Source organism: Nocardioides sp. LHG3406-4, from assembly GCF_049897745.1.
Lineage (GTDB): Bacteria > Actinomycetota > Actinomycetes > Propionibacteriales > Nocardioidaceae > Nocardioides.
Genome location: NZ_JAFCWV010000006.1, coordinates 13,409 through 29,825, shown reverse-complemented (window position 1 = coordinate 29,825; position 16,417 = coordinate 13,409). Strand labels below are relative to the sequence as shown.

The window sequence follows — 16,417 nt, the reverse complement described above, 5'->3', positions numbered from 1 at the left end:
GCAGGGGTCAGGCGACCACTGTCGTGATGGGCTGCGAGGAGTCGGCCGGCAGGTCGAGCTCCGACGGCGCTCGGCCCCGGCTCACCAGCTCCGCACCGAGCGCGGCGACCATCGCCCCGTTGTCGGTGCACAGCCCCGGCCGGGGCACCCGAACCCGGATGCCGCGGGCCGAGGCCCGCTCCTCGGCCATGGCGCGCAGCCGGCTGTTCGCGGCCACGCCGCCGCCGATCAGGATGTCCTCGATGCCGTGGGTGACGGCGGCGTCGACCGCCTTGCGCGTGAGCACGTCGCACACGGCCTCCTGGAACGATGCCGCCACGTCATTGACGTCGATCGGCTCCCCCGCCCGCTCCTTCGCCTCGACCCAGCGGGCCACCGCGGTCTTCAACCCGGAGAACGAGAAGTCGAACCGGTGCCGCTCCAGGTCGCGCCGCGAGGAGAGCCCGCGCGGGAAGTCGACGTACGCCGCGTTCCCGCTCACCGCCGCGGCGTCGATGTGCGGGCCACCCGGGAAGGGCAGTCCGAGGAGCCGGGCGACCTTGTCGAAGGCCTCGCCCGCGGCGTCGTCGATCGTGGCGCCCAGAGGTGCGACGCCGACAGTGACGTCCTCGACCTTGAGCAGCGAGGAGTGGCCCCCGGACACCAGCATCGCCAGGCAGGGCTCCGGCAGCGGACCGTGCTCGAGCTGGTCGACGGCCACGTGCGCCGCCAGGTGGTTGACGCCGTAGATCGGCTTGCCCAGTCCCAGCGCGAGAGCCTTGGCGCTGGCGATGCCCACCAGCAGCGCCCCCGCCAGTCCGGGTCCGCTGGTGACGGCCACGGCGTCGATGTCGCGCAGGGCTATCCCTGCCGTCTCGCAGGCCCTCTCGATGGTGGGCACCATCGCCTCGAGGTGGGCACGGCTGGCGACCTCGGGCACCACTCCCCCGAAGCGGGCGTGCTCCTCGACGCTGCTGGCCACGGCGTCCGCGAGCAGGGTGTGCCCGCGCACGATGCCCACCCCGGTCTCGTCGCAGGAGGTCTCGATGCCCAGCACCAACGGCTCGTCACGCATGGACCCATTGTGTCGGACGGCATGATGTGCCGGTGCGCGAGATCGACGGGGACGAGCTGACGGCCACCAGCACGGAGCGGTTCGTCCGCTGGCAGATGAGGCCGGCCAGGGTCACCCGCGCCTGGGTGGCGGCCGGGGCGACGATCGTGGAGCACGCGAGCGAGCGATGGGACGTGCCGCCCGGTTCCAGGGCGTTCACGTGCCTGGGCGAGGCGGAGCCACTCGTGGCCCTGATGCGCGACCTCGCGTCGGCGATCGAGCCGCCGGACCGGCTCTCGGTTCCCGTCGAGGTCGCCGACGCGTCGCCGTGGAGGCAGGACGAGTCGTGGCTCTGGCGCTGGATGTACGCCGACCGGCCCGGCCCGGAGCCCCGCGTCGAGGTGGTCGAGTGCAGCGACCCCGACGAGATCAACGCAGTGCTCGACGCCGGCAATCCCGACGCCTGGGCCCGGCCGGGTGGGGAGGGGCTCCGCTGGCTCGGCATCCGCGACGGCGACGCCCTCGTCGCGGTGGGGGCGGTCCACCGGCAGGCCGGCGGGGCCGGGCTGCTGCAGGCCGTCACGGTGGTCCCCGGGGCGCGGGGACGCGGGCTGGGGCGCGACCTGAGCGCGGGCCTGACCCGCCTGGCCCAGTCGGAGGCGCCGGGCGTGGCGACGTTGGGGGCGTACGCCGACAACGCGCCGGCCGTGGCGACGTACCTCTCGCTCGGCTACGCCAACCCCTACACGTTCCGCTCCGGGCCGGTCAGCCCAGCTCCCGGCTGAGCACCAGGGCGTCGGCCCCGTCGGCGTAGTAGCGGGCCCGCACGTCGATGCGGGCGAAGCCGACCGCGGCGTAGAGCTCCACGGCCGCAGTGTTGGCAGCGCTGACCTCCAGCAGCATGCGCTCGGCACCGGCAGCCTCGGCCTGGTCGATGGCCACGCCCAGGAGCTCTCGCGCCAGGCCGCGACGTCGCTCGGCAGGGGCGACGCCGATACGCATGAGATCGGCCAGCTCGCCGACGACCCGCGTGACGACGTACGCCGCCCCCTCCCCGGCCACCCACACCCGCTCGTGTGCCGAGGTCAGGGTGGACGCGAGCAGCGCCTCGCTCCACGCGTCTGCGGCGAACAGCTCGCGCTCGAGCCCGAGCAGGAGGGCCAGGTCGTCGGGAGTGGCGCGCCGGATCACGACACGCGCTTGCGCGGCGCTCCCGCGACGGCGTCGGGGCGGCGCAGGTACAGCGGCTCGGGGTCGAGCAGCTCGGCGCGCTCGTCGTTGACCACCCGCGCCAGCCAGCCGGCGCCGGGCCGGTCGGGTCCTGCGGGTCGCGGGAAGGAGTCGGGGTAGAGCAGGGCGCCCTCGCCGACCACGGGCACGTCGCTCGCGACGTCGGCCGGGGTGCGCACCTCCGGCCCGGCCAGCCGAACGCCGTCGCCGTCGTAGGAGGCGATGTAGACCTCCTTGCGCCGGGCATCGGTGGCCACCAGGAAGTCGGTCGAGACGGCGCCGGTGTCGACCGCCTCGACGGCCAGCACGTCGAGGGAGCAGACGGCGTAGACGGGGATCTCGAGCACGAAGCCGAGCGTGCGGGCGGTCACCAGGCCGACGCGCAGGCCGGTGAAGGGTCCGGGGCCGGCGCCCACCGCGATGGCGGTGAGGTCCTGGCGGACGATGCCCGCGTCGGCCATCACGGCCTCGATGAGGGGGGCGAGCTGCTCGCCGTGCTTCATGGGCCGCTCGGCCGAGCGCTCAGCCACCACGTCGTCACCGTCGTGGAGGGCGACGGTCACCCGGGGGGTCGCGGTGTCGAAGGCGAGCAGCACGCAGCGACCCTACCTGCGGTGGAGACGGACGACGCGGGGGTCGAGCCCGTCCCGGCTGGTCTCGGCGCCGACCGACCTGCTGATCTCGACCTCGAGCCGGTGCTCGGCCAGCCCCTCGGCCAGCCCGGTGCCCCACTCGACCACGGTGACGGCCCCGTCCAGGCTGGTGTCGAGGTCGAGGTCGTCGAGCTCTTCGAGCCCCCCGATCCGGTAGGCGTCGACGTGCACGAGGCCGGCGCCGCCGACCAGCGACGGGTGCACGCGCGCGATGACGAACGTGGGCGACGTGACCTGGCCGCGCACGCCCAGCCCGGCCCCGAGGCCCTGGGTGAAGGTCGTCTTGCCCGCTCCGAGCTCACCGCTGAGCACCACCAGGTCGCCGGGCACGAGCAACGCGCCCAGCCGCTCCCCCAGCCCGCGCATGGCGTCGGCGTCCGGGACGTCGTACGCCGTGGGGAGCGGGCGCCGCAGCTCGACGTACGGCGTGGCGCGCGAGCAGGTCCGGAAGCCCAGGGACTCCCAGAACCCGATCGTGGCGGGCAGCTCCTCACGGGCGAGCACCGCGAGCTCGGTGAAGCCGGCGCCGGCCTCGTGGGCGGCTGCCACCAGGGCGTGGGCGACGCCGTGGTCCTGGGCGTCGGGGTGCACGCCGACGCGGCGCAGGTAGAGCGTGGGACCGACGGGATCGAGGAGGGCGGCGCCGACGGGCCGGCCGTCGATCTCGGCGAGCAGCCCGCGGGCAGGCGCGAGCGCGGCAGCGAGGGTGGCGGGCTCCTCCGCCAGGGCGTCGGCGGGCGGGTCGAGCACGGGACGCCCGGCGAACGCGGCATGCACCACGGCGTGCACCGCCTCGGCGGCGTCGGGTCCGACGCGGCGTACGTCCGGGCTCACGCGGTGCGTCCGCCGATCAGCTGCCCGGCTGCGTCGAGCAGGTCGTCGAGCTCGGCCGCGACGTCGTCGGGCCGTTCGATGATGACCATGTGGCCGGCGCCCTCGACCTCCAGGAGGCTCGAGCCGTGGATGCGGGCGTGCAGCCGGCGGCTGTGGCCGATGCCGACGATCTTGTCGTCGGTGCCGGCGATGACCGTCGTCGGGACCTGGGCCAGCGCGCCGAGGTGGTCGAAGGAGTCGAGGGTGGCGAAGGCCGGCCAGAAGTCGGCGACCACGGAGAACGGCGTCGCGTCGAGCATGTCGACCACGAAGTCCACATGATCGCGGGGAGCGTCCCGGCCGAAGGCGAAGTCGTCGGTGACCACCTCGGCGAGGTCGCGTCCCCGGCTGCGCAGGAGGTCGACGACCCGGTGGCCGCGGCCGAGGGCCGAGACCGCCCGGCCGACCAGCCGGCCGCTCAGGCCCAGGGGCAGCACCGGGAAGAGGAGGCGGCCGGTGTCGAGCCCGCCGGCGGTCGTCGAGAGGAGGGCGACGCCGACCACCTTGTCGCCGAAGAGCTCGGGGTGGTGCTGGGCGAGGGAGATGACCCCCATGCCGCCCATGGAGTGACCGACCAGGACCACGGGACCCGGGGCCGTGGCCTCGATGACCCGCAGCAGGTCCTCCCCGAGCTGCTCGACCGTGCAGTGGTTCACGGGCGACCGCCCCGAGCGGCCGTGCGAGCGCTGGTCGTAGAAGACGCTGCGTACCCGGCCGCGGTAGGCCGCCCGCTGGTAGTGCCAGCAGTCCAGGTTGAGGGCGTAGCCGTGCGCGAAGACGACCGTGAGCGGCTGCGGGTCAGGCGCCGCGCGGCTGCCGCGGATCGACGGCTCGTCGACCTCGACGTGCAGGTCGGTGCCGTCGTCGGCGACGACGACGAGGGGATCCGAGCGCAGCGAGCCGAACGGGGTGTCCTGGCCCGCGCCGCGGCGGGCGATGACGCGCTGCCGTTGGGCGACGCGCACCGCGGTGCCCGCGACCGCGATGCCGGCCGCACCCGCTGCCGCCCCGAGGATCTTGCCCCTGACGCTCATCCCACCTCCCCTGAATCCACATGCAGCAGCGACATGCGGCCCCCGATGCGCGCGACGATCTCGTAGCTGATGGTCTCGCTGGCCTCCGCCCAGTCCTGCGCCGTCGGCTCCCCCGCCGTACCGGGACCGAAGACCAGCACCTGCTCGCCGGCCTCCGGCAGGTCGCCGTCGAGGTCGACCACGAACTGGTCCATGCAGACCCTCCCACGCACGGGCCGGCGCTTGCCGGCGACCCAGACGTGGGCGCGGTTGCCGGCGTGCCGCGGGATGCCCTCGGCGTACCCCACGGGCACCAGGCCGACGGTGGTGTCGCGGTCGGCGGTCCAGGTGTGCCCGTAGGAGACGCTGTCGCCCGCGCGCAGCGGCTTGACCATCGCGAGCTGCGTCACCACCGACATCGCCGGCACCAGCCCGAGGTCCGGCGTGCGGCCCGGGGCGGGGTCGAGGCCGTACGCCGCGATGCCGCACCGCACCAGGTCGTAGCGTGCGCCCGGTCGCAAGATCGCGGCTGCGGAGTTGGCCAGGTGCCGGAGCTCCGGGCGCAGACCGGCGTCGAAGGCCACGTCGAGCGCCTCGTCGAAGACCTTCTGCTGGGCGTCGCTGGCGGGATGGTCGGGTTCGTCGCTGGTCGCGAAATGCGACCAGATGCCGGTGATGCGCACCAGGCCGGCCGTCTCCAGGCGGCGGGCCTCCTCGACCAGGTCGGGCCACACGGCCGTCGGCGAACCGCCGCGGGACAGCCCGGTGTCGACCTTGAGCTGCACACGGGCGGCGATGCCGGTCCGCTCGGCGGCCGCGGCGATCTCGTCGAGCTCCGCGGCGGAGTACGCCGTCACGTCGAGGTCCTCGCGGAGGGCGGTGTCGTAGTCCTCCCCCGGCACGGTCAGCCAGCACAGCACCCGGCCGGAATCGCCGCCACGGCGCAGCTGCAGTGCCTCGTCGATGGTGGCGACGCCCAGCCACGGGGCCCCGGCCTGACGTGCGGCGTGCGCGACGGGCACCATGCCGTGGCCGTAGCCGTCGGCCTTGACCACGACCATCAGCGCGCTGGGCGCCACGAGCCGGGCCAGCACCTCGACGTTGTGCCGGATCGCGCCGAGCTCGACGCTGATGCTGGCGCGCGGGCGGGTCATGCCGGGGATTCTCCCATTCACGGTCGGAGCCGACGCACCACGTCCGGCAGCGCGGCGGCGACGTCACCCGCCACGATCGGGCCGCCGCCGCTCGCCAGGGTCGCTGCCGCGCCGTGCAGCCACGAGCCGACCGACGCGGCGTCGAACGGGTCCAGACCCGCGGCGAGCAGCGCGCCGATCAGGCCGGCCAGCACGTCACCCGCGCCCGCAGTGGCCAGCCAGGGCACCCCGGTGGTGGTGACGCGGACGCCTCCGCCGGGTGCCGCGACGAGCGTGCGCCGGCCCTTGAGGAGCACGACGGCGGCGTACCGCTCGGCGGCGGCCCGGGCGTGCCGCAGCGGGGAGGCCTCGACCTCACCGCGGTCGACGCCGACCATCCGCGCCAGCTCCCCGGCGTGCGGGGTGAGGACCAGGGCCGACGCGACCGGGCCGGTGACGTGCGCGAGGGCATCGGCGTCGACCACGGTGGGTACGCCGTCGGCCAGAGCCCCGGCCAGCGCGTCCGCCGCGTCGGTGTCGGTGCCGGGGCCGACGACCCACGCCTGGACGCGGCCGCCCCCCACCACCTCGGGGTGAGCGTCGTGCACGCGGGCCGCGGCCTCGTCGGAGCCGACGTACCGGACCATGCCGGCCAGCCCGCTCGCCGCGCCGGCGACGCAGAGCAGGGCGGCGCCGGGGTAGGCGGCGGACCCGGCACGCACCCCGACCACGCCTCGCGTGTACTTGTGGCCGTCGGGCTTCGGCACCGGGAGCAGGCGGCGTACGTCGTGGGGCTGGAGCGCGCTGACCGCGGCGCTGGGGAGATCCAGCCCGAGGTCGACGAGGTGGACGGCACCGCAGGCCGTGGCGGCCGGGTCGACGAGGTGGGCGACCTTGTGGGTGCCGAAGGTGACGGTGAGGTCGGCGCGCACGTGGGAGCCGGGCGTCTCGCCGGTGTCGACGTCGACACCCGAGGGCACGTCGACCGCGACCACGGGGACGTTCCGAACGGCGTCCAGCGCCGCCTGTGCGCCAGGGCTGAGCCCGGGCCGTCCGCCGATGCCCACGACGGCGTCGACGACCACGTCCACCCGCTCCGGGACCTCCGCGACGACCCGCCCGCCCGCAGCCGTGAGCGCCGCCAGGCCTGCGTCGTGTGCCCGGTCGGCCACGAGCAGCGCGTCGACCTGGGCGCCCCGGCGTGCGAGCTGCGCGCCGGCGTAGAGCGCGTCGCCGCCGTTGTCACCCGGACCGACCAGCAGCAGGACGCGACGGCCGTAGGCCCCGCCCAGGTGGTCGACGAGGGCGGCGGCCAGCCCGGCTGCCGCCCGCGCCATCAGCGCTCCGTCGGGCAGCGTCGCCAGCAGTGCCGCCTCCGCGGACCGGACCTGCTCGACGGTGTGGGCGTGGCGCATCCGACCAACCTAGGCCCCGCAGCTGGTTGCCCCGCAGCGCCGTACCGCCCGACAGCCCCATACCGCCCGACAGCGGTGCGCCAGCCACCGTCCCGGGCTTCGAGAACGTGGCTAGGTCACCGCTCCCCCGGGCTCAGGCGGTGGAAGTCGGGCACCTCAGCCGGTCGGGATCTTGAAGACCTGCCCGGGAAAGATCAGGTGGGGATCCTCGATGGCATTGAGCCGGGCGATGTCGAGCGAGTCGACGCCGTAGCGCTCGGCGATGTCACCGAGGGCCTCCCCCGGCTTCACGGTGTGGATGCGTGAGGTGGGCCCCGCCGACTCGTTCACCGCCGGCTCCGCGCCCGGCTCGCTGGTGGTCGGCTCGCTGGTGGTCGGCTCGGGCTCGGCGACCGTCGGCGCCGGGGCGACGTCCTTCTTCCGGGCACCCTTGAGGCTGTCCAGGAAACCCATGCGTCCCCACTCCTGTTCGTCGGTCGACGCCGCACGCTATCTCGCGCGCGAGGGCCGGCGGAAGGCGCTCAGGCCTCGAGGACGACGACGGCCGAGGCGATGCCCGCGTCGTGGGACAAGGACACGTGCACCGAGCCGACACCCAGCTCGGCGGCCCGGGCAGCCACGGTGCCCCGCATCTCGAAGCGGGGCCGGCCGGTCTCCTCGGAGACGATCTCTGCGTCGTGCCAGTCGAGCCCCACGGGCGCGCCGAGCGCCTTGGCCATGGCCTCCTTGGCGGCGAAGCGCGCGGCCAGCGAGGCCAGCGCCCGGGTGGACTCCTCGGGCGTGAAGAGCCGCTCGCGAAGTGCTGGGGTGCGCTCCAGCGAGATGCCGAAGCGCTCGACGTCCACGACGTCGATGCCGATCCCGACGACGGCCACCGCTACTCGACCGTCACGGACTTGGCGAGGTTGCGGGGCTGGTCGACGTCGTGGCCGAGCTGGGTGGCCAGCTCGCAGGCGAAGAGCTGCAGCGGGATCACCGACACCAACGGCTGGAGCAGCACCGGCACCGCAGGCACCGGGATCAGCACGTCGGCGTAGGGGACGATCGACTCGTCCCCCTCCTCGGCGATGCACAGCGTGCGAGCGCCTCGCGCGCGCACCTCCTGGATGCCGCTCAGCATCTTCTCGTGGAGCTGGTCGCGGCCCCGGGGCGGGACGATGCAGAGCACGGGGAGCCCGGGCTCGACCAGCGCGATCGGTCCGTGCTTGAGCTCGCCCGCGGCGAAGCCCTCGGCGTGGAGATAGGCGATCTCCTTGAGCTTGAGGGCACCCTCGAGCGCCACCGGGTAGCCGGCGTGCCGGCCGAGGAAGAGCACGGACTTCGCGTCGACGTACTCGCGGGCGAGCGCGTAGATCGTCTCGTCGGAGTCGAGCACCGTCTGGATGTGCTCGGGCATCTGGTCGAGCTGGTCCATGACCCGGGTGATCTCGTCGCCGTAGCGGGTGCCCTTGACCTGGGCGAGGTAGAGCGCGAGGAGGTAGCAGGCGACCAGCTGGGTCAGGAAGCCCTTGGTCGACGCCACGCCGATCTCGGGGCCGGCGTGGGTGTAGATCACCCCGTCGGACTCGCGCGGGATCGTGGACCCGTTGGTGTTGCAGATCGCGAGCACCTTGGAGCGCTGCACGCGCGCGTGCCGGATCGCCTGCAGGGTGTCGGCCGTCTCGCCCGACTGGCTGATGGCGACGACGAGGGTCGAGTGGGTCAGGATCGGGTCGCGGTAGCGGAACTCGCTGGCCAGCTCGACCTCGACCGGGATCCGGGTCCAGTGCTCGATGGCGTACTTGGCCACCATGCCGGCGTAGAACGACGTCCCGGCGGCGATGATGATGATCTTGTCGATGTCGCGCAGGTCGTCGTCGGAGAGGCGCATCTCGTCGAGCTGCAGCAGGCCGTCGGCGTTGCGGCGGCCCAGCAGCGAGTTGGCCACGGCCTGTGGCTGCTCGTAGATCTCCTTGCGCATGAACCAGTCGTGACCGTCCTTCTCGGCGGCGGTGAGGTCCCAGTCGACGTGGTAGCGGCGGCCCTCGGCCGGCGTGCCGTCGAAGCCGCTGACGCTGACGGCCTCGCGGGTGATCGTGACGACCTGGTCCTGGTCGAGCTCCATCGCCTCCCGGGTGTGCTCGATGAAGGCCGCCACGTCGGAGCCCAGGAAGTTCTCGCCGTCGCCGAGGCCGACGACCAGCGGCGAGTTGCGGCGGCCGGCGACCACGCGGGCGGGGTCCTCGGCGTCGAGGGCGACCAGCGTGAACGCACCCTCCAGACGGCGGCAGACGTTCTGCATGGCGGTGGTCAGGTCCGCGCCCCCCGCGACCTCGATCTCCAGCAGGTGCGCGGCGATCTCGGTGTCGGTCTCCGACAGCATCTCGTGGCCGGCGTCCTCCAGCTCGGTGCGCAGGCTCGCGAAGTTCTCGATGATCCCGTTGTGCACGACGGCCAGCCGGCCGGTGCGGCCCAGGTGCGGGTGGGCGTTGACGTCGTTGGGGGCACCGTGCGTGGCCCAGCGGGTGTGGCCGATGCCCGTAGTCGACTCCGGGAGCGGGGTCTCCTGGATCGCCTTCTCGAGGTTGGCCAGCTTGCCCGCCCGCTTGTCGGAGGCGACCCGCCCCTCATGGGCGAGCGCGATGCCGGCGGAGTCGTAGCCGCGGTACTCCAGGCGTCGCAGACCCTGGATCACGACACCTTCAGCCTGCTTGGCACCGACGTAGCCCACGATTCCGCACATGGGGGCGCAGTCTATTCGGCGCGTCACCCGCCGACGCCATCGGCGAGGCTCCCCGAGCCCGCCACGGTGCGCACTGCAACAATGCCCGCATGTCTGACGCCGCGGGGAGCACCGGCTCCCAGGAGGCCTCGCCGTACGTCGAGCTGGACCGTGCCGCGTGGGCGGCGCTGGCCCGCGAGACCGAGAGCCCCCTCACGCCCGGCGAGGTGAACAGCCTGCGCGGCCTCGGCGACTTCCTGGACCTCAACGAGGTCGAGCAGGTCTACCTGCCCCTGTCGCGGCTGCTCAGCCTGTACGTCGCCGGTGCCGGGCGGCTGCACCGCGAGCAGGAGGAGTTCCTGCACCGCCAGACGCCGCCGCGCACTCCCTTCGTGATCGGGCTGGCCGGCTCGGTGGCGGTCGGCAAGTCGACGACCGCGCGCGTGCTGCAGCAGATGCTCGCCCACTGGCCCGAGCACCCCCACGTCGCGCTGGTGACGACCGACGGCTTCCTGCTGCCCAACGCCGAGCTGGAACGGCGCGGCATCCTGCACCGCAAGGGCTTCCCGGAGTCCTACGACCGCAAGGCGCTGCTGAGGTTCGTCGTCGACATCAAGTCCGGCCGGGACGAGGTCGAGGCCCCGATCTACTCCCACCTCGTCTACGACGTCGTGCCCCACGAGCGCGTCGTGGTCAAGAGCCCCGATATCGTGATCATCGAGGGGCTCAACGTCCTCCAGCCGGCCCGGACCCGCGACGACGGCCGCACCGGCCTGGCGGTGAGCGACTTCTTCGACTTCAGCGTCTACGTCGACGCGGCCACGAGCGACATCCGCAAGTGGTACGTCGACCGGTTCCAGTGGCTGCGCGAGACGGCCTTCCAGGACCCGTCGTCGTACTTCGCGAAGTACGCCGCGCTCACCCCCGAGGAGGCGGTGGCGGAGGCCGGGCGCATCTGGGACACCATCAACGGCCCCAACCTCAACCAGAACGTGCTGCCCACCCGCAGCCGCGCCACGCTGGTGCTGCGCAAGGACGCCGACCACTCGGTGCGCTACGTGCGGCTGCGCAAGCTGTAGGAACATCTCCGGTCCCAGCCCACCACGCAGAGCATGAAGTCGGGCACACGGGGTACCCCCGGGTCTCTCGGGACCACAGGCCAAGGGGGTTGGCCGACACCAGGGGGAACGACATGGGGTTCATGAGCACTGCTGTCGCGCTCGGCAGCGTCGTCATCGCCACGATCACCGTGGCATCCGCTCCAGCCGGGGCCCAGCGGGCCGAGGCTACGGGGCTGTGGTCCAAGAGCTTCGCCGCCCACCAGACCGCGGACGACTGCGGTCCGTGGCGACTCGACGAGAACGACTTCTGTGTCGCCAACGACGCCAGGAACGGACTGGAGGTGGGCGTCAGGTTCCGGACGGCGCGGGAGCTGCGGGTGACCGGTGTCCGCATCTACCGCGCGGACCCCGCCAGCGTGCGGGGCTCGCTGTGGCGCTCCGACGGGACCCTGCTGGCCAGGGGCACCTTCCCGGCGAGCAGCGGCAACGGGTGGGAGGACCTGCGCTTCGCCGACCCGGTCACGGTCACGCCCGGCGAGACGTACGTCGCGTCGTACTTCACGCCCGGCACGAAGTACGCCTTCCGCTACGGGTACTTCGCGGACTCCAGCCGCACGGTCGGGCCGGTCACCGCGCTCCGATCGACGAGCGAGAGCCCGAACGGCATCCACTGCTACGACGACGCCCCGTGCGTCTCCTTCCCGGTGAACGGCTACCGCAGCTCGACCTACTGGGTGACACCGATCTGGCAGGACACCGACGCCGGGCCCACGGAGCCAGGCCCCAACCCGCCCAACGAGCCTCCGACCGACGGGCCCGCAGCGGGGCAGCAGGCGCCCCGGGTCACGTCCTCGTCGCCGGCCGCGGGAGCCGGGCGGGTCAGGACCGGGGCGAAGGTGACCGCGACGTTCTCCAGGCAGGTACGCCGGGGCGACCTGACCCGGGCCACCGTCCGCCTCGCCAGGAAGGGCAGCGCGAAGGCGGTGCCGGCGAGCCTGCGGTACGACGGGGCGCGGCGCCGGGTGGTGATCGACCCGCGGTCGAAGCTGCGTTCCTCGGCGACGTACCGGGTGCGGATCACCAGCGCGGTCCGAGACCTGACGGGCCACCGGCTGGACCAGAACCCGACCCGCGCCGGTCGGCAGGATGCGATCTGGACGTTCCGCACCCGCTGAGCCTCAGAGGGTGAGCTGAGCCTTCACCACGTCGGCGAGCCGGGCGGCGACCGCCTCCGCCTCGTCGAGGGTGGGCGCCTCGACCATCACCCGCACCATCTCCTCGGTGCCTGAGGGACGCAGCAGGACCCGGCCGCGTCCCTGGAGGGCGGCCTCCTCCTCGGCGACTGCCGCGGCGAGGACGGCGTCCTGGTCGGTGCGCGCCTTGTCGATGTCGCGCACGTTGACCAGGACCTGCGGGAGCCGGGTCATCACCCCGGCGAGCTGCTGCAGCGACTGGCCGCTGGTGGCCATCCGCTCCAGGACGTGCAGGGTGGTGAGGATGCCGTCGCCGGTGGTCGCGTGGTCGCTGAGGATGACGTGCCCCGACTGCTCACCGCCCAGGTTGTAGCCGGAGGTCTTCATCGCCTCGAGCACGTAGCGGTCGCCCACGCGCGTCTGCAGGACCTCGACCCCGTGGGCCCTCATCGCCTGCACGAAGCCGAGGTTGCTCATCACCGTGGCGACCACGGTGTTGTCGGCCAGCCTGCCCTGCTCCTTCAGCGAGAGCGCGAGGACCGCGAGGATCTGGTCCCCGTCGACGACGTTGCCCTCGTGGTCGACGGCCAGGCAGCGGTCGGAGTCGCCATCGAGGGCGAACCCGGCATCCGCGCCGTGCTGGAGTACGGCGGCGCGCAGCGGCTCGAGGTGGGTGGACCCGCACCCGTCGTTGATGTTCAGTCCGTCGGGCTCGGCGTGGATCGCGATGACGTTGGCGCCGGCGTCGCGCAGCGCCTGCGGGCCGGCCACGTGGGCGGCGCCCTCGGCGCAGTCGAGCACCACCGTCAGGCCGTCGAGCCGGTGCGAGATCGTGCTGTCCAGGTGCGCCGCGTACTCGTCGATCGCGGGCGCGTGCACCGTCACCCGGCCGACCTTGCCGCCCGTGGGGCGCTGCCAGGGCTCGCCCATGCGCTTCTCGATGGCGATCTCTACGGCGTCGTCGAGCTTGCGACCGCCGCGGGCCAGGAACTTGATGCCGTTGTCGGGCATGGGGTTGTGCGAGGCCGACAGCATGACGCCCAGGTCGGCCCCCAGCGAGCCGGTCAGGAAGGCGACGCCCGGGGTCGGCAGCACGCCCAGCAGGAGTACGTCGACGCCCGCGGACGCGAGCCCGGCCACGACCGCGGCCTCGAGGAACTGCCCGGAGATGCGGGTGTCACGGCCGACGACCGCGAGCGGCCGGTGTCCGGAGAACTCGCCGCGGTCGGCCAGCACATGGGCGGCAGAAACGGAAAGGTCCAGGGCCAGCTCAGCGGTCAGTTGACCGTTGGCCAGGCCCCGGACCCCGTCCGTGCCGAAGAGGCGTGCCATCTGTGCGGCAGCCGCGATCAGCGCTTGCTGAACTGAGGCGCCTTGCGGGCCTTCTTGAGACCGGCCTTCTTGCGCTCGATGACGCGCGCGTCGCGGGTCAGCAGACCGGCCTTCTTGAGGGAAGGACGGTTGGCGTCGGTGTCGATGGAGTTCAGGCAGCGAGCCACGCCGAGGCGCAGGGCACCGGCCTGACCGGTGATGCCGCCGCCATGGATCCGGGCGATGACGTCGAAGCGGCCCTCGAGCTGCAGCTCCGAGAAGGGCTCGTTGACGACCTGCTGGTGCAGCTTGTTGGGGAAGTAGGAGTCCAGGGTGCGACCGTTGACGGTCCACACGCCGGTGCCCGGCACGATGCGCACCCGGGCCACGGCCTCCTTGCGACGGCCGGTGGCCGCTGCGGGCGCGATCGTCGCGGGACGCAGCGGGGCGTCGGCCGACGGAGCGCTCTCGGAAGAGTAGGCAACGCCCGACTCGTCGGTCGTGAAGGTCTCTTCGACCTCGGCGTCGGGGGTCTGGGTCTCGGTGTTCTCGGTGGTCTCAGCCACGGTGTTCCTCACTCGTCCTTGGAAATTACTGGGAGACCTGGGTGATCTCGAACGGCGTGGCCTTCTGGGCCGCGTGCGGGTGCTCCGGGCCGGTGTAGACCTTGAGCTTCTTGATGATCTGACGGCCGAGGCGGTTCTTGGGGAGCATGCCCCACACGGAGTTCTCGATCGCCTTGCGGGCGTCCTTCTCCAGCAGCTCGCCGTACGGCGTGGCGGAGAGGCCACCGGGGTAGCCCGAGTGGCGGTAGGCCAGCTTGGTGACCTTCTTGTTGCCCGAAAGGGCGACCTTCTCGGCGTTCACGATGATGACGAAGTCGCCCATGTCCATGTGCGGGGCGAACGTCGGCTTGTGCTTGCCGCGGAGGAGGTTGGCGGCCTGGACGGAGAGCCGTCCCAGGACCACGTCGGTGGCGTCGATGACGTGCCACTCGCGCTGGATGTCAGCGGGCTTGGGGCTGTACGTGCGCACGACTGATTACCTTCTTGTTCGTTGGGCCCGGCGAGACGACTCACGCCGGGTGGCGCAGCGGCTTCTGACGAACACTGCCCGGTTCCAGATCGTCCGGGTCTGCACCTCGACCGTGCGGGTCGTGGCGCGGCAGGAGTCGCAACCAGCAAAGATACGCGGGCCTCGCCCCGGGGGTCAAAACGTCGTCCCGACCCGGCGCCGTGGGCCGCCGATCGTCCGGTGGATGGGTACCTGCTTTGAGGTCTTGCCCAATGAAGGAATACGTTGTGGGTTCACTCACCTGAGTCAGAGATGACTTTCACGACAGGAGCCGACGTGACCGACGTACCGGCCACCGATGTCCAGGCCACCGCCGAAACATCCACCGATTCGCTGACCGTCCGCGACAACCGCACGGGCCAGTCCTACGACCTTGCCATCACCGACAACACGATCAAGGCCGCGGACCTGGGCCAGATCAGGCTCGGCGACGAGGGTCCGGGCCTGGCGACCTACGATCCCGGCTTCGTCAACACCGCGTCCTGCCGCAGCGCCGTCACCTACATCGACGGCGAGAAGGGCATCCTCGAGTATCGCGGGTACCCGATCGAGCAGCTGGCCGAGAAGTCGAACTTCCTCGAGGTCGCCTACCTGCTGATCCACGGCACCCTGCCCAGCAAGGCGGAGTACGACTCCTGGGTGCACGAGATCACCTACCACACGTTCGTGCACGAGAACGTCAAGTCGTTCATGGAGGGCTTCCGCTACGACGCCCACCCCATGGGCATGCTGATGGCCTCGGTCGGGGCGCTGTCGACGTTCTACCCCGACGCCCGCAACATCCACGACGCCGAGAACCGTCACCTCCAGATGGTCCGGATGATCGCCAAGATGCCGACCCTGGGCGCCTGGTCGTTCCGGCACGCGCAGGGCAAGCCGTTCGTCTACCCCGACAACGACCTGAGCTACACCGCCAACTTCCTCTCGATGCTCTTCAAGATGAGCGAGCAGAAGTTCGAGGCCGACGAGCGCCTGGTCAAGGCCCTGGACGTGCTGTTCATCCTGCACGCCGACCACGAGCAGAACGCCTCGACCAACGCGGTGCGCTCCGTGGGATCGACCCAGGTCGACCCCTACTCCGCCGTGGCCGCCGGCGTCGGCGCGCTCTTCGGCCCGCTGCACGGTGGCGCCAACGAGGCCGTGCTCCGGATGCTGCGCCGGATCGGCTCCAAGAGCGAGATCCCGGCGTTCATCGAGGGCGTCAAGAACGGCAACGAGAAGCTGATGGGCTTCGGCCACCGGGTCTACAAGAACTACGACCCGCGCGCCACGATCATCAAGAAGGCCTGCGACGACGTCTTCGAGGTCAACCCGCTCCTCGAGATCGCCCAGGAGCTGGAGAAGATCGCGCTGGAGGACGAGTACTTCGTCAAGCGCAAGCTCTACCCCAACGTCGACTTCTACTCCGGCCTGATCTACGAGGCCTTCCAGTTCCCGCCCGAGATGTTCACCGTGCTCTTCGCGATCGGCCGCACCCCCGGCTGGCTCGCGCAGTGGCTCGAGCTCGTGCAGGACAAGGAGCAGAAGATCGCCCGGCCCAAGCAGATCTACACCGGCGACCGCACGCTCGACTTCGTGCCCGCCTCGGAGCGCTGGGCCTGAGCCCATCCTCCTCGAGTACGACGCCCCGGCAGCCTTGGCTGCCGGGGTGTTGTGCGTCCCGAGGGGTGCCCGGGGCCGACACCATCACCGCCGGCCGTCTGTGGGAGCGGAGACGCGTCTGTCCG

17 protein-coding genes are annotated in these 16,417 nt (G+C 72.3%); 4 read left to right on the top strand and 13 right to left on the bottom strand.

The genetic code is table 11. The features are described from left to right. Positions 1–7: 7 nt before the first annotated feature. Positions 8–1,054 carry a tRNA (adenosine(37)-N6)-threonylcarbamoyltransferase complex transferase subunit TsaD gene (tsaD, locus tag ACP7BP_RS18785; protein ID WP_426246831.1) on the bottom strand — a complete coding sequence of 349 codons (1,047 nt, stop codon included), beginning with the start codon at positions 1,052–1,054 and terminating at the stop codon, positions 8–10. Between the two features lie 32 nt (positions 1,055–1,086). Here tsaD and ACP7BP_RS18780 point away from each other — a divergent pair, with 32 nt between their 5' ends. Further along, positions 1,087–1,818, top strand: coding sequence for a GNAT family N-acetyltransferase (locus ACP7BP_RS18780; protein ID WP_426246829.1), 732 nt, complete (start codon positions 1,087–1,089; stop codon positions 1,816–1,818). Here the strand turns inward: ACP7BP_RS18780 and ACP7BP_RS18775 are convergent. The 9 genes from ACP7BP_RS18775 to glmS all read right to left on the bottom strand — a co-directional run bounded on the left by ACP7BP_RS18775 (position 1,799) and on the right by glmS (position 10,072). Then, positions 1,799–2,224: a GNAT family N-acetyltransferase gene (locus tag ACP7BP_RS18775; protein WP_426246827.1), complete on the bottom strand. Its 426-nt coding sequence runs from the start codon at positions 2,222–2,224 to the stop codon at positions 1,799–1,801. The two genes, ACP7BP_RS18780 and ACP7BP_RS18775, sit on opposite strands and share 20 nt — an antisense overlap. Further along, complete coding sequence (gene tsaB, locus ACP7BP_RS18770) at positions 2,221–2,859, bottom strand: tRNA (adenosine(37)-N6)-threonylcarbamoyltransferase complex dimerization subunit type 1 TsaB (RefSeq protein WP_426246825.1); 639 nt, start codon at positions 2,857–2,859, stop codon at positions 2,221–2,223. The genes ACP7BP_RS18775 and tsaB overlap by 4 nt, the downstream gene beginning before the upstream one ends. Before the next feature lie 9 nt (positions 2,860–2,868). Further along, entirely contained in the window at positions 2,869–3,750 is an 882-nt protein-coding gene (gene tsaE, locus ACP7BP_RS18765) for a tRNA (adenosine(37)-N6)-threonylcarbamoyltransferase complex ATPase subunit type 1 TsaE (protein ID WP_426246823.1), read from the bottom strand. After that, the gene (locus ACP7BP_RS18760) at positions 3,747–4,823 is read right to left on the bottom strand and encodes an alpha/beta fold hydrolase (RefSeq protein ID WP_426246821.1); all 1,077 of its coding nucleotides are present in this window, start codon (positions 4,821–4,823) and stop codon (positions 3,747–3,749) included. The genes tsaE and ACP7BP_RS18760 overlap by 4 nt, the downstream gene beginning before the upstream one ends. After that, the gene (alr, locus tag ACP7BP_RS18755) at positions 4,820–5,956 is read right to left on the bottom strand and encodes an alanine racemase (RefSeq protein ID WP_426246820.1); all 1,137 of its coding nucleotides are present in this window, start codon (positions 5,954–5,956) and stop codon (positions 4,820–4,822) included. Before alr ends, ACP7BP_RS18760 begins: the two co-directional genes overlap by 4 nt. 17 nt (positions 5,957–5,973) lie before the next feature. Then, positions 5,974–7,350, bottom strand: a complete 1,377-nt coding sequence (locus tag ACP7BP_RS18750) for an NAD(P)H-hydrate dehydratase (protein ID WP_426246818.1) — start codon at positions 7,348–7,350, stop codon at positions 5,974–5,976. Positions 7,351–7,506: 156 nt separating this feature from the next. Continuing rightward, positions 7,507–7,803, bottom strand: a complete 297-nt coding sequence (locus ACP7BP_RS18745; RefSeq protein WP_426246816.1) for a LysM peptidoglycan-binding domain-containing protein — start codon at positions 7,801–7,803, stop codon at positions 7,507–7,509. Positions 7,804–7,871: 68 nt separating this feature from the next. Next, the gene (locus ACP7BP_RS18740; RefSeq protein ID WP_426246814.1) at positions 7,872–8,225 is read right to left on the bottom strand and encodes a holo-ACP synthase; all 354 of its coding nucleotides are present in this window, start codon (positions 8,223–8,225) and stop codon (positions 7,872–7,874) included. 2 nt (positions 8,226–8,227) lie between these two features. Next, entirely contained in the window at positions 8,228–10,072 is a 1,845-nt protein-coding gene (glmS, locus tag ACP7BP_RS18735) for a glutamine--fructose-6-phosphate transaminase (isomerizing) (RefSeq protein WP_426246813.1), read from the bottom strand. 89 nt (positions 10,073–10,161) lie between these two features. On the opposite strand from glmS, the gene coaA reads away from it, so the two are divergent. Both coaA and ACP7BP_RS18725 read left to right on the top strand, forming a co-directional pair. Beyond that, a complete protein-coding gene (gene coaA / locus ACP7BP_RS18730) occupies positions 10,162–11,130 on the top strand; it encodes a type I pantothenate kinase (protein ID WP_426246811.1) in 969 nt (322 codons plus the stop codon). A gap of 122 nt (positions 11,131–11,252) precedes the next feature. Further along, on the top strand, positions 11,253–12,287 hold the full coding sequence (locus ACP7BP_RS18725; RefSeq protein ID WP_426246810.1) for a DUF4082 domain-containing protein: 1,035 nt from the start codon (positions 11,253–11,255) through the stop codon (positions 12,285–12,287). A 3-nt stretch (positions 12,288–12,290) separates the two neighbouring features. Here the strand turns inward: ACP7BP_RS18725 and glmM are convergent, their stop codons facing one another. From glmM to rplM, 3 genes are read right to left on the bottom strand one after another with little or no spacing between them, the layout of a single operon-like run. Beyond that, a complete protein-coding gene (glmM, locus tag ACP7BP_RS18720; protein WP_426246808.1) occupies positions 12,291–13,637 on the bottom strand; it encodes a phosphoglucosamine mutase in 1,347 nt (448 codons plus the stop codon). Positions 13,638–13,654: 17 nt separating this feature from the next. Continuing rightward, the gene (gene rpsI, locus ACP7BP_RS18715; RefSeq protein WP_426246806.1) at positions 13,655–14,194 is read right to left on the bottom strand and encodes a 30S ribosomal protein S9; all 540 of its coding nucleotides are present in this window, start codon (positions 14,192–14,194) and stop codon (positions 13,655–13,657) included. A 13-nt stretch (positions 14,195–14,207) separates the two neighbouring features. Continuing rightward, complete coding sequence (gene rplM, locus ACP7BP_RS18710; RefSeq protein WP_426246805.1) at positions 14,208–14,651, bottom strand: 50S ribosomal protein L13; 444 nt, start codon at positions 14,649–14,651, stop codon at positions 14,208–14,210. Between the two features lie 315 nt (positions 14,652–14,966). Between rplM and ACP7BP_RS18705 the strand changes: the two genes are divergently transcribed. After that, the gene (locus ACP7BP_RS18705) at positions 14,967–16,292 is read left to right on the top strand and encodes a citrate synthase (RefSeq protein ID WP_426246804.1); all 1,326 of its coding nucleotides are present in this window, start codon (positions 14,967–14,969) and stop codon (positions 16,290–16,292) included. The last annotated feature ends 125 nt before the right edge of the window (positions 16,293–16,417 follow it).